The organism is Brevibacterium sp. UBA7493, from assembly GCF_002479565.1.
Taxonomy (GTDB): Bacteria; Actinomycetota; Actinomycetes; order Actinomycetales; family Brevibacteriaceae; genus Brevibacterium; species Brevibacterium luteolum.
Genome location: NZ_DLOD01000014.1, coordinates 85,205 through 97,839 on the forward strand (window position 1 = coordinate 85,205; position 12,635 = coordinate 97,839).

Annotated in this window: 11 protein-coding genes; 3 read left to right on the forward strand and 8 right to left on the reverse strand. The window is 66.6% G+C overall.

Annotation, left to right across the window (positions count from 1 at the left end; all coding sequences use genetic code 11):
- Window positions 1–47: 47 nt before the first annotated feature.
- From rsgA to B4E96_RS08450, 5 genes are all read right to left on the reverse strand, one after another.
- Window positions 48–1,088, reverse strand: coding sequence for a ribosome small subunit-dependent GTPase A (rsgA, locus tag B4E96_RS08430; protein WP_286957159.1), 1,041 nt, complete (start codon window positions 1,086–1,088; stop codon window positions 48–50).
- Between the two features lie 2 nt (window positions 1,089–1,090).
- On the reverse strand, window positions 1,091–2,389 hold the full coding sequence (gene aroA, locus B4E96_RS08435; protein WP_286957160.1) for a 3-phosphoshikimate 1-carboxyvinyltransferase: 1,299 nt from the start codon (window positions 2,387–2,389) through the stop codon (window positions 1,091–1,093).
- A gap of 5 nt (window positions 2,390–2,394) precedes the next feature.
- Window positions 2,395–2,919 (reverse strand): DoxX family protein, encoded by a 525-nt coding sequence (locus B4E96_RS08440; protein ID WP_259800294.1) that lies wholly within the window; start codon window positions 2,917–2,919, stop codon window positions 2,395–2,397.
- 136 nt (window positions 2,920–3,055) lie between these two features.
- Complete coding sequence (locus tag B4E96_RS08445) at window positions 3,056–4,174, reverse strand: fatty acid desaturase family protein (RefSeq protein ID WP_259800293.1); 1,119 nt, start codon at window positions 4,172–4,174, stop codon at window positions 3,056–3,058.
- Between the two features lie 160 nt (window positions 4,175–4,334).
- Entirely contained in the window at window positions 4,335–4,538 is a 204-nt protein-coding gene (locus B4E96_RS08450; RefSeq protein WP_259800292.1) for a cold-shock protein, read from the reverse strand.
- Between the two features lie 645 nt (window positions 4,539–5,183).
- Here B4E96_RS08450 and B4E96_RS08455 point away from each other — a divergent pair.
- Together B4E96_RS08455 and rsrA are read left to right on the forward strand one after the other, a co-directional pair.
- A complete protein-coding gene (locus tag B4E96_RS08455; RefSeq protein WP_286957163.1) occupies window positions 5,184–5,966 on the forward strand; it encodes a sigma-70 family RNA polymerase sigma factor in 783 nt (260 codons plus the stop codon).
- On the forward strand, window positions 5,963–6,259 hold the full coding sequence (gene rsrA, locus B4E96_RS08460) for a mycothiol system anti-sigma-R factor (protein ID WP_102159654.1): 297 nt from the start codon (window positions 5,963–5,965) through the stop codon (window positions 6,257–6,259). Before B4E96_RS08455 ends, rsrA begins: the two co-directional genes overlap by 4 nt.
- A gap of 67 nt (window positions 6,260–6,326) precedes the next feature.
- Here the strand turns inward: rsrA and B4E96_RS13395 are convergent, their stop codons facing one another.
- The 3 genes from B4E96_RS13395 to B4E96_RS08470 all read right to left on the reverse strand — a co-directional run bounded on the left by B4E96_RS13395 (window position 6,327) and on the right by B4E96_RS08470 (window position 10,898).
- Window positions 6,327–6,404, reverse strand: a complete 78-nt coding sequence (locus B4E96_RS13395; RefSeq protein ID WP_375544706.1) for a 50S ribosomal protein bL37 — start codon at window positions 6,402–6,404, stop codon at window positions 6,327–6,329.
- Window positions 6,405–6,500: 96 nt separating this feature from the next.
- Window positions 6,501–7,115 (reverse strand): GDSL-type esterase/lipase family protein, encoded by a 615-nt coding sequence (locus B4E96_RS08465; RefSeq protein WP_286957164.1) that lies wholly within the window; start codon window positions 7,113–7,115, stop codon window positions 6,501–6,503.
- Window positions 7,116–7,118: 3 nt separating this feature from the next.
- A complete protein-coding gene (locus B4E96_RS08470; RefSeq protein WP_259835250.1) occupies window positions 7,119–10,898 on the reverse strand; it encodes a multifunctional oxoglutarate decarboxylase/oxoglutarate dehydrogenase thiamine pyrophosphate-binding subunit/dihydrolipoyllysine-residue succinyltransferase subunit in 3,780 nt (1,259 codons plus the stop codon).
- A gap of 99 nt (window positions 10,899–10,997) precedes the next feature.
- On the opposite strand from B4E96_RS08470, the gene B4E96_RS08475 reads away from it, so the two are divergent.
- The gene (locus B4E96_RS08475) at window positions 10,998–12,452 is read left to right on the forward strand and encodes a GuaB1 family IMP dehydrogenase-related protein (protein WP_286957165.1); all 1,455 of its coding nucleotides are present in this window, start codon (window positions 10,998–11,000) and stop codon (window positions 12,450–12,452) included.
- Window positions 12,453–12,635 lie beyond the last annotated feature (183 nt).

Here is a 12,635-nt window from a genome sequence, read left to right on the forward strand (position 1 = left end):
TTGCCGCCTGGTCGGCATATGGAAAAGGCAGGCGTCAGGGGAGTGGTTCAGTAGGCCGGCTGCTGCAGCCCGCTGAGCAGCCGGCGCAGGGAGGCAAGCCGCTGCGGCCCGGCATCCCCGGCCTTGCCCTCGGCGACCCACGCATCGAGGGCGCAGTCCGGTGCGTCATCGAGGTGTGTGCATCCGCGCGGGCAGTAGGCGGTGGCCTCGACGAGCTCGTCGAAGGCGGTGAGCACGCTGTCGATGTCGACGTGGGCGAGCCCAAAGCTGCGCACTCCGGGTGTGTCGATGAGCCAGCCGGCGTCCGGCAGCGGCAGGCACAGCGCCGAGGACGAGGTGTGGCGGCCGCGTCCGGTGACGGCGTTGACGTCGCCGATCGCCCGGTCGGCTGCCGGGATGATCTCGTTCATGAGCGTCGACTTGCCCACCCCGGAATGCCCGACGAGCACCGACAACCGTCCGGTCAGCTCCGGCAGCAGCTGCCTGATATGTGGGCGGCCGGTGGCGTCGAAGCCGCAGGCCACCACCCGCACGCCGGCAGCGGCATAGTAGTCGCGGATCGCATCGATCGGCGCCAGATCGAGCTTGGTGACCGCGATGAGCGGTTCCATATCGGCGTCGAAGGCGGCGACGAGCGCCCGGTCGATGAGCCCCCACGAGGGTTCGGGGTCGGCTGCGGCGGTGACGATGACGAGCTGGTCGGCGTTGGCCACGAGCACCCGCTCGGTCGCGTCGGTGTCATCAGCGCTGCGGCGCAGCAGCGTCTGCCGGTCGAGGATCTCGACGATGCGGGCCATCGTGCCATCCGCACCCGAGGTGTCGCCGACCACCCGGACCCGGTCGCCGGGGACGATGGAGCGGCGGCGCAGACGCGACGAGCGCACGCAGGTGACGATCGGCCCGTCGACTGGCGCCTGCCCGTCATCGTCGTGGACGACGACGCGGTAGCGGCCGCGGTCGACGGCCGTGACCATCGCCGTCGGGGCATCCGAATAGTCCGGGCGCTCCTTGGTCCGCGGCCGGGAGCCTTTGCGGTTGGGCCTGGGCCGGTAGTCGTCTTCGGTGAAGTTGTCGTACCGTCTGCCCATGCTCAGCGCTCGCCTGCCAGCATGCCCGACCACAGCTGCGTGAAGTCAGGCATCGTCTTGGCCACCGTGCCGGCGTCGATGACCTCGACGCCGTCGACGCACAGGCCGAGCACCGCTGCGGCCATCACCATCCGGTGATCGTGATACGTCTCGAACTGCCCACCGGACCGTGCCGGGGCGTGGATCGTGAGGGCATCAGCATGTTCGGTCACCTTCGCACCCAGCCTGCCGAGTTCGGCGGCGAGAGCGGCCAGCCGGTCGGTTTCGTGTCCGCGCAGATGCCCGATGCCGCGCAGCCGGCTCTCACCGTCAGCACACGCAGCGACAGCGGCGGTGACGGGGGTGAGCTCGCCGACAGCCGAGAGATCGACGTCGATCGGGGCCACCGCCTCGGGCCCGGTGACGCACAGGGTGCCGTCAGTCAACTCGACCTGGGCGCCGAAGCTCTCAGCCAGGCCGCGGAAGGCATCACCGGCCTGCGTCGTCTCGGCAGGCCAGTGCGGCACGCACACCTGCCCGCCGGTGACGATCGCAGCGGCGAGGAAGGTCGCGGCGTTCGACAGGTCCGGCTCAACCGTGACGGTGAACCCGCGCGGCCGGCCAGGAGCGACCGTCCACTCGTGCTCACCGGTGGCGGAGGCGTCGATGCCGGCCAGACGCATCGTCTCCAGGGTCATCTCGATGTGCGGGCGCGAGGGCACAGCGTCGCCGGTGTGGACGAGGGTGAGCCCGTCGTCGAACAGGCAGCCGGCCAGCAGCAGCCCGGAGACGAACTGGCTGGAGGCCGAGGCGTCGATCTCGATCCGCCCGCCGGCCACGCCGCCGGGGGAGTGCAGGTCGAAGGGCAGCGAAGTCGCACCGGCGGTGATCTCGACGCCGAGGTCGCGCAGCGCGCCGATCATCGTGTCCATCGGCCGCACATAGGCCTGTGCGTCGCCGTCGATGCGCACGCTGCGGCCGGTGGCAGCGGCCAGCGGCGGGATGAAGCGCATGACGGTGCCGGCCAGCCCGCAGTCGACGGTGGCGGCGTCCGCGCCCGAGGCGGCGGTCGGCAGCGGGGTGATCGTCACCTGGCCGTCGGTTGAGCGGTCGACCTCAGCGCCGAGTGCGGTGATCGCTGCGAACATGAGCTCGGTATCACGGCTGATGAGCGGGTTGATGATCGTCGAGGGCTCGGCTGCGACCGCGGCTAAGGCGATGTAGCGGTTGGTCAGGGACTTGGAACCGGGTACTGCGACTGTGGCCCGCACCGGTGCGGTTGCACGCGGGGCGGGCCACAGCGAGACGTCGCGCTGGGTCATCGAGTTCAGCCGAAGTTGACGGCGTCCATCGCCTTGGCGGAGGTCTTCTCGACGTTCTTGCGCAGGTCCTGCGCCGCGTGCTGGACGCGCCAGGCCAGGCCCGGCTTACCGGCGGTGTCGACGCTGGCGATGAGCGCGCCGCCGATCATCGAGGTCTTCGTCAGCAGCGAGACCTGCGAACGCTCCTCCTTCGGAGTCAGCAGCTGCTCACCGATGACGTCGATGAGGTAGGTGCCGACGAGGACCGTGGCGGAGAAGCGCGGGAACTTACCGATCGCCAGCAGCGAACCGGCGGCGACCTGGGCGACACCGGTGGCGCGAGCGGCGAGCTCAGCGTCGATCGGGATGTCAACCTGCTTCTTCACGGCGTTGATGACCGGGGTGATCGAATCGGTTGCGGCCTGCGGATGCTTGATCCGGGAGACGCCGTTGGCGATGTAGGCCGAAGCGAGCATAGGACGGGCGATGAGGCGAACCAGGGACACGGTGGCTTCCTTCCGATTGACGTCGATGAGTCGAGCCTGGCTCAAGCATAGTCGAAGATCAGACCCATGCCATGCGCCGGCGTGCAGATGAGCCGCTGGCTGCCGGCAGCTGGGACTGTGAGCGTGCCGGCAGGCGATTGTGAGACAAGGTGCCTTGTGTAGACGATGTGGCCGGCCGGGGTCAGCTGCGGCGCAGTTGGCTCATGAGCGGGCAGTCGAACGGGTCGCGGGCGGCCAGGCCGACCCGGTTGAGGTAGGCGATGACGATCCCGTAGGAGCGCCACAGGCTCGTCTCGGTGTAGGGGACGTCGAAGCGCTGGCAGGCGTCGCGGACGATGAGGCGGGCCTTGGCCAGGTGCGGGCGCGGCATGGAGGGGAAGAGGTGGTGTTCGACCTGGTAGTTCAGTCCGCCCATGAGCGCGCTGGCCCACCAGCCTCCGGCGATGTTGCGGGAGGTGCGCACCTGCTTGGTGAAGAAGTCGATGCGCTTGGCGTCGTGGGCGAAGACCGGCATGCCCTTGTGGTTGGGGGCGAACGAGGCGCCCATGTAGACGCCGAAGACGGCCAGCTGCACGCCGAGGAAGGCGAACGCCATGCCGATCGGCAGGAAGGCGAAGATGGCGGTGAGCAGGACGGCGAAGCGGGCGGCGATGAGGCCGAGTTCGGTCCAGCGTTGCTTGACCGGTCCGCGGCTGCTGAGGTGCTTGAGTCCCTGGAAGTGCAGGTTGATGCCCTCGAGGGTGAGCAGAGGGAAGAACGCCCAGCCCTGGTAGCGGGTGAGCAGGCGGCGCAGCCCGCGTGCCTGGGCGGCGTCTTCGGGCAGGAAGGAGATCGTGTCGACGGCGATGTCGGGGTCTTTGCCGACCCGGTTGGGGTTGGCGTGGTGGCGGGAGTGCTTTGAATCCCACCAGCTGTAGCTCATGCCCACGACACCGCAGCCGAGGAGGCGGGCCAGCCGGTCGTTGGCTGGCCCGGAGGAGAGGATCTGGCGGTGGGCGGCCTCGTGGGAGAGGAATGCCACCTGGGTGAAGACGACGGCAAGGCCGGCGGCGATGAGCAGCTGGAACCACGAGTCGCCAAGCAGGATGAACCCTGCTGCCAGTCCGGCGAAGGCCAGTGTGAGGCCAGCACTGAGCAGCAGGTAGAAGACAGGGGTGCGGGCGAGGAGTCCGTGGGCGCGGATGGTCTGGGAGACCTCGGCGTAGGTGCGGGCAGCAGGCGGGAAGTCCTCAGGCCGCAGATAGCGGCTCGTCCGGGTCGGCTGGACGGCGGTTGGCGGTGGTGTCTGTGCGGCTGGCATGGGCAGGGCTCCTTCGGGTGTGGATGCGGGGATCCGTCAGTGCCCAGGGCAGCCGGCGGAGGAGGGGTGACCGCAGAACGCGGTCAGCGCGGTGATGGGAGGTGGGTATGCATCAGCGGGGCAGGGTCGTCAGACCGCTGCCCCGCTGATGTCAGGAGTCTCAGAGGACGCGCACCGAGGTGGCCTGCGGGCCCTTCGGGGTGCTCTCGGAGGTGTACTCCACCGTCTGGTTCTCCTCGAGGCTGCGGTAACCCGAGCCCTCGATGGCGCTGAAGTGCGCGAACACGTCAGCCGAGCCGTCGGAAGGCTCGATGAAACCGAAGCCCTTTTCAGCGTTGAACCACTTGACGTTGCCTGTAGTCATTGTTTTTCCTCTTTGTGTAGATATGGCCATATTCATGACCGCTTGCTCCATGCCGATTGAAGTGACATGGAAATCTGTGAAATGCACATCACGGCAGAGTTCTGCCTGGGCGCATGTAAATGAGATGAACTGAGAATTATGCTGTCCGGCTTCCGCGAGTCAGAGCCTCTCAACTGCCAGCATATGTGCGGGCAGGAGCAGGTGTGCAGCAAAGGAACGCGGCGAAGGTGCCGCGCAGAGAATGGGGGAAACTGAGATAAGCCAACCGAATCGTCAGTGGCACGTCCGCGAGCTAATCGCAGGTGCCGAGATGAACAACAGCAAACCGATTCATAATCCTTGACGAAATCGGATGTGCCGAAGCGGATATCCCGAATTCATCGGGCTTGAACCGCCTTGGACAAGTTCAACTGTATCAGCAATTCCGGCTCACACGAATTCGCTTGTTGAGAAGGGTGTGAAATCAGAGTGAATGATGGGCGTCTCACCAGGGTCGGGACCGGTGCCGGGATCTGCTCAGGCGACGTGACGAATGGAACCCTGCCGCCGTCTCGGGCACGGAATGATCGAGGGGCCGGATGCGTTGTCGCTCATGAACGATCAACCGTGCACGGTCGGCACGACCAGGCAGGAAGGGGCGATGCGATGCCAGTCATAGAAGCGCAGACGCATAAGCGCGTACTATGGACGGTGATGACGAAACCTCTTGCTCCAGACGCACCCGAGTCCTCACCGCCGGATGAGAACCTCGATGCCGCCCAGGCTGACGAGATCACTGAGACGCCCGAAGAGCAGCATGCGCGGTTTGAGCGCGATGCGCTCGAGTACGTCAACCAGCTGTATGCGGCTGCCCTGCGCATGACGCGCAACCCGGCTGATGCCGAGGACCTCGTGCAGGAAACCTATGTCAAGGCCTACGCGGCCTTCCACCAGTACAAGAAGGGCACGAACCTCAAGGCCTGGCTGTACCGGATCCTGACGAACACCTTCATCAACTCCTACCGCAAGAAGCAGCGCCAGCCGCAGGAGTCCAGCGGTGAGGGGATCGAGGACTGGCAGATCGCACGCGCGGCCAGCCACACCTCATCCGGTGGCCGCTCAGCTGAGCTCGAAGCCCTTGATCACCTGCCGGATTCCGACATCAAGGAAGCGCTGTCGCAGCTGCCGGACGACTTCCGGATGGTCGTGTACTACGCCGATGTCGAAGGTCTGCCGTACAAGGAGATCGCCGAGATCATGGACACGCCGATCGGCACCGTGATGTCGCGTCTGCACCGCGGCCGGCGCCAGCTGCGCGAGATGCTGTCCGACTACGCCCGTGAGCGCGGCTTCGGCGTTGAGAAGGACGGCGACAAGGCTGCTGCCGGGAAGAAGCCGGCGAAGAAGGACACGACTGCGAAGAAGACGACCGAGGAGGTGTCCTCATGAGCGAAGAACCCATCAGCCACACCGGCTGCTGTGACGAGCAGAATCGCCAGAACAGCCTCATGCGGATCTACAACTACCTCGACGGCGAGCTGACGCGCGACGAGATCGACGTCATCAAGGATCACCTGGCCAACTGCTCACAGTGCCAGGACGACTACACCATCGAGGCGCTGCTCAAGGAACTCGTGCGCCGCTCCTGCTGCCAGGATCAGGCACCGGCCGGGCTGGCCGAGCGGATCCGGGCGCGGATCGTCGTCGAGCGCCGCACCTACGTGCGCCGCACGTTCGGCTGAGAGACGGCATGCGAAAGGCGGGGCGGAGATGTGATCTCCGCCCCGCCTTCGCCAATGTCTGAATAGATCAGGTGTTGGGACGCTTGCCGTGGTTGGCCCCACGCTTCTTGCGATCCTTACGCTTGCGAGCGCGCTTGCTTGCCATCTCGGTTCACTCCTTCTTTCGAATCCAGTCTATTTTTCCACACCCGTGCCAGCGGGGCAAAACAGTCCAGGCTGCAGGACGGGCGGTGCGAGGTGTTCAGCGCCCGGCGAGCACGTCGGGCACACCGAGCCAGTCGAACCAGCCGCGGTGGATGACGAGCCAGGCCAGCAGCCCGTAGCCCTCCTGGCTCGGCAGGCCGGTTGACGACGAGGCGATCTCCCGCTGCCACACAGCATGACCGCGCAGGGGAGTGAAGGTGTCGACGTAGGGCACACCTCGGCGATGGGCGACATCAGCGAAGCCTGCGTTGAGATCGGCGATCGACCGGTTCGTCAGCTCCCCGATCGCCGGCGGCGGGCCGACGACGAACGTCGACACCTCAGCAGCCAGGGCCGCATCGAGGATGTTGGCGAGGTTGAGCCGTGACCGGGCGGTCGAGAGCCCGGCATCGATGTCAGCGGTGCCCGGGGCGATGACGAGGCGGTTGTCGGTCTCAGAGGAGAACCGGCGCATCGCCTCTCCGATGCAGCGATCGTGCAGGTCAGCCGAGGTCTCCTCAGGGGCTGCCAGGGTGTAGAAGTTCGCGCTCGGCAGCGCGGGATGCGTGCGGACGGCGACACGGCCGACCCATCCGAGACCACGACCATCGCCGTGGCCGGCAACGAGTTCGCTGCCGGCCACGACGATCGAAGTGGACTTCGGGTTGCTCACGCTTCAGCGCTCGAAGACGCGCTCGATGAGCTCAGCCTGCTCAGCATCGTGGACGAGCTTGAGTCCGGTCGCAGGCGAGGCCGAGGAGGCCCGGGCGACGACGCGGACGTCGCGGCCGAGCACCGGAACCAGGTTGAGTGCCATGAACGGCCAGGCGCCCTGGTTCTCCGGCTCCTCCTGCGCCCAGATGAGCTCGGCGTCGCCGTACTGATCGAGCACCTCGGCGATGGCATCTGCCTCAAGCGGGTAGAGCTGCTCGACGCGCACGATCGCAGTCTTGTCGTCTCCGGCCTTCTTGCGCTTGGCCACCAGATCCCAGTACAGCTTGCCCGAGACCATGATGACGCGGTCGACCTGCTTGGCATCGACGGAGTCATCGGCGATGACCGGCTCGAACTTGCCGGAGGTGAACTGCTCGACCTGGGTGGCCGCGGCCTTGAGGCGCAGCATCGACTTCGGGGTGAAGACGATGAGCGGGCGCTTGTTGGGTGTGTGTGCGTGGCGGCGCAGGAGGTGGAAGTACGATGCGCCGTTCGAGGGCATCGCCACCGTCATGTTGTTCTCCGCGCACAGCTGCAGGTAGCGCTCGATGCGAGCCGAGGAGTGGTCCGGTCCCTGGCCTTCGAAGCCGTGGGGGAGCAGCAGCACGATGCCGCCGTTCTGCGCCCATTTCTGCTCCGAGGACGAGATGTACTCGTCGATGACGGACTGGGCGCCCTGGGCGAAGTCGCCGAACTGTGCCTCCCAGCACACGAGGGCGTCCTTGCGTTCGACTGAGTAGCCGTACTCGAAGCCCATCGCCGCGTATTCGCTCAGCAGCGAGTCGTAGACCCAGAACTTCGCCTGGTCGTCGCTGAGGTTCGACAGCGGCGTCCACTCGTTGCTGTTCTGGTGGTCGATGATGACCGAGTGGCGCTGGGTGAAGGTGCCGCGGCGCGAGTCCTGGCCGGCGAGCCGGACCGGCACGCCCTCCATGAGCAGCGAGCCGAAGGCCAGCAGCTCGGCGAAGCCCCAGTCGATGCCGCCGGAGCGCGACATCTCCTCGCGCTTCTCCAGCAGGCTCTTGAGCTTCTTGTGCACCTCGAAGTCTTCGGGCACCTCGGTGTGGACCGAGCCGATGCGCTCGACGATCTCCTTCGACACAGCCGTCTTGACGGTGTTGTCGGTCTCGAGGTCGTCGGGTCGCTGGTAGCCCTGGGTGAAGGTGGTGTCCTTCTCGGAGCTGTCCTTCTCGGCTTCCTTGGTCTCGGCGAAGGCGGATTCGAGCTTGGACTGGTAGTCCTTGAGCGCTTCCTTCGCCTCGTCCTCGGTGATGCAGCCACGGCCGACGAGCGATTCGGTGTAGAGCTTGCGCACCGAACCCTTCTTCTCGATGAGCGAGTACATCACCGGCTGGGTCATCGACGGGTCGTCGCCCTCGTTGTGTCCGCGGCGGCGGTAGCACACGAGGTCGATGATGACATCGCGGTTGAACTCCTGCCGGTACTCGAACGCCAGCTGGGCGGCGCGGTAGACGGCCTCCGGGTCATCGCCGTTGACGTGCAGCACCGGGGCGCTGATGATCTTGGCGACATCGGTGCAGTAGTACGACGAGCGGGCCGAGGCCGGCGGGGTGGTGAAGCCGACCTGGTTGTTGATGACGACGTGGATCGTGCCGCCGGTGCGGTAGCCGCGCAGCTCCGACAGGTGCAGCGTCTCAGCGACGACGCCCTGGCCGGCGAAAGCGGCATCGCCGTGGACGAGGACCGGCAGTACAGTGAAGCCACCCTCGCCCTGGTCGATGACGTCCTGCTTAGCACGCGTGATGCCCTCGAGCACCGGGTTGACGGTCTCCAGGTGGCTCGGGTTGGCAGCGACCTGCACCTTCGTCGAGTTGCCCGACGGGGAGGTGAAGGAGCCTTCGGCACCGAGGTGGTACTTCACGTCGCCGGAGCCCTGGAAGCTGTCCGGGGCCATGGTGCCGTCGAACTCGCGGAAGATCTGCGTGTAGCTCTTGCCGGCGATGTTGGCCAGCACGTTGAGGCGGCCGCGGTGGGCCATGCCGATGGTGACCTCGTCCATGCCGACATCAGCGGCCTGGTTGAGGACCTCGTCGAGCAGCACGATCGCCGACTCGCCGCCTTCGAGCGAGAAGCGCTTCTGGCCGATGTACTTCGTCTGCAGGAAGGTCTCGAAGGCCTCAGCGGCGTTGAGGCGGCCGAGGATGTGGCCCTGCTCAGCGCGGGTGAGCTCCTCGTGCGGAACCTCCAGGCGCTCCTGGAACCAGCGGCGCTGGGCCGGATCGGAGATGTACATGTATTCGATGCCGGTGGTGCGGCAGTACGAGTCGCGCAGCAGTCCGAGGATGTCGCGCAGCGGCATGATCGGCTTGCCGCCGAATCCGCCGGTCGGGAACATCCGCTCCAGATCCCACAGCGTCAGGCCGTGCTGGTTGATGTCGAGATCCGGGTGCGAGCGCTGCCGGTAGACGAGCGGATCGGTGTTGGCCATGAGGTGGCCGCGGTTGCGGTAGGCGTCGATGAGTTCGATGACGCGGGCGGTCTTGTTGACGTCGTCCTGGTCACCGGTGTCGACATCGGGCACCCAGCGCACCGGCTCGTAGGGCAGGCGCAGCGAGGCGAAGACGTCGTCGTAGAAGCCGTCCTTGCCGAGCAGGTACTCGTGCACGGTGCGCAGGAACTCACCGGAGCCGGCACCCTGGATGACACGGTGGTCATAGGTCGAGGTCAGGGTGAGGATTTTCGAGATCGCCAGGCGGTTGATGGTCTCCTGGCTGGCGCCCTGGTACTCGGCCGGGTAGGTCAGCGCGCCGACGCCGATGATGCAGCCCTGGCCCTTGGTCAAGCGCGGGACTGAGTGCACGGTGCCGATGCCGCCGGGGTTCGTCAGCGAGACGGTGGTGCCGGCGAAGTCGTCAGCGGTGAGCTTGCCTTCGCGGGCACGGTCGACGAGGTCGTCGTAGGCGTCGACGAACTCCTTGAACGACAGCGTCTCGGCCTTCTTGACGTTGGGCACCAGCAGCGAGCGGGTGCCGTCCTTCTTGGGCACGTCGATGGCCAGGCCGAAGTTGATGTGGCCGGGCTTGACCATCACCGGCTTGTCGTCCTGGATGTCGTAGTAGACGTTCTGGTTCGGGTTGGCCTTGAGCGCACGGATGACGGCGTAGCCGATGAGGTGCGTGAACGACACCTTGCCGCCGCGGGTGCGCTTGAGGTGGGAGTTGATGACGATGCGGTTGTCGATGAGCGCCTTGGCCGGCAGCGAACGCACCGAGGTGGCGGTCGGAACCGACAGCGACTCGTCCATGTTCTGGGCGATGAGCTTGGCCGGTCCGCGCAGCTTGACGACCTCGTCCTCGCTGGTCTCGTTGTTCGCCGGCTTCGCTGCCGAGGTGGTCGACCGCTTGCGGGCAGCCGCAGCGGACTTCGACTCCGCCTTCTGGGTCTCCGACTCCGTGACCGAGGGCGTGACACCCTTCTGCTCGGTGGAGCTGATCTGCTTCTCCTTGGCGGGGGCGTCCTTCGCAGCGCCGGTGTCCTGGTGGGCGCTGACGTCGTCGCCGGACCTCTTCTGGATCCTCTTCTCAGATGGCTTCTGCGCAGAGGGCTTCGAACCGCCGCCGGAACCGGCCGATCCGTCGCCGTTCTCGAACTTCTCGAAAAACGGCCACCATGACTTGTCCACTGAGTTCTTGTCCGCCTGGTACTGCTCATACAGCTCTTCGACAAGCCATTCGTTTGACCCGAAGTCTTCGACGCTGCGGGTGCTGGTCTGTTCCGACACGGCGGGAATCGCCCTCTTCCTTATCTGGATATTAGACGGTTTGGCACAATATTAGCGCTTCCGCGCGACAATCTCCCGTCTGAAAGGGACACTGGTGCTATGCGTTTTCTCACGGAACATCCTCCACATGACCTGACGTACTCCGATGTCTTCCTCGTCCCGCGCCGGTCGTCGGTGGCATCGCGTTTCGCAGTCGATCTCTCCACCTCGGACGGCACCGGCACGACGATCCCCTTGATCGCGAGCAATATGACAGCGGTGTCCGGGCGCCGGATGGCTGAGACGATCGCCCGGCGCGGCGGCATGGCCGTCCTGCCGCAGGACATCCCGCTGCCGGTGGCCGCCGCCACGATCGGGTGGATCAAGGAGCGCCATACCGTCTACGAGACCCCGGTGCGCGTGTCGGTCGACGACACGGTGCTCTCAGCCCTGCACCTGCTGCCCAAGCGCGCCCACGGCCACGCCGTGGTCGTCGACGACGACAGCCGCGTGCTCGGCACTGTCTCCCGCTCCTCGCTCACCGGTGTCGACCAGTTCACCTCCGTGCACCGAGTGATGGAGCCGATCGAGGAGCCGGTGCAGGCCTCCCGCCTCGACGACCCCACCCGCGAGGTGCTCGCCGGCGTCTACGAAGAGCTCACCTCCCAGCGGCGGGACTTCGTGCCCGTCGTCGACGGGCAGACCCTCGTCGGCGCGGTGACCGCGCAGTCGATTCTGCGCTGCTCGATCTACACCCCGGCCCTCGATGAGCAGGGCCGTCTGCGCGTAGCCGCCGCCGTCGGCGTCAACGGCGATGTCGCCTCCCGCGCCCAGGCGCTCGTCGCGGCCGGCGCTGACGTCCTCGTCGTCGACACCGCCCACGGACACCAGGAGAAGATGCTCGAGGTGCTGGCCGCCATCAGCGGCCTGGAGCTCGGCGTGCCGATCGTTGCCGGCAACACGGTGACCGCTGACGGCACCCGCGACCTTGTCGAGGCCGGTGCCACCATCGTCAAGGTCGGTGTGGGCCCGGGCGCGATGTGCACCACCCGCATGATGACCGCCGTCGGCCGGCCGCAGTTCTCCGCAGTGGCCGAATGCGCAGCCGCTGCCCGCGAGCTCGGCGCCCACGTGTGGGCAGACGGCGGGGTCAAGCACCCGCGCGATGTCGCCCTGGCACTCGTGGCCGGTGCCTCCCAGGTGATGATCGGCTCGTGGTTCGCCGGCACCCTTGAGAGCCCCGGCGATCTGCTCGTCGACCCCGACGGCCGCCAGTACAAGGAGAGCTTCGGGATGGCCTCAGCTCGCGCCGTGGCCGCCCGCACGCAGAGCGACTCGGCCTTCGACCGCGCCCGCAAGGGCCTGTTCGAAGAGGGCATCTCCTCAGGAAAGATGTTCGTCGACCCGGCCCGGCCCGGTGTCGAGGACCTGCTCGATGAGATCACTTCCGGAGTCCGCTCCTCATGCACGTATGCGGGTGCGCGCACACTCACGGAATTCGCCGAGCGCGCCCAGGTCGGCGTCCAGTCCGCCGCCGGCTACCAGGAGGGCATGCCGGTTCATCACTCCTGGTGAACAGGCTGGCATCCGAGATACTCGCCCCGTACCCGAGGCGGTGCTCGCCGCACATGGCGACCACCGCCTCGGGCGCGGTAAGCTTCTTGCATGACCAGTGACAGTCCCGGCCGGCGTGAAGCCGGCAGCCCCGATCAACCCCGAATACCCGGCATCAGCCCCGCCGCCCGCGACGCCGCCCTG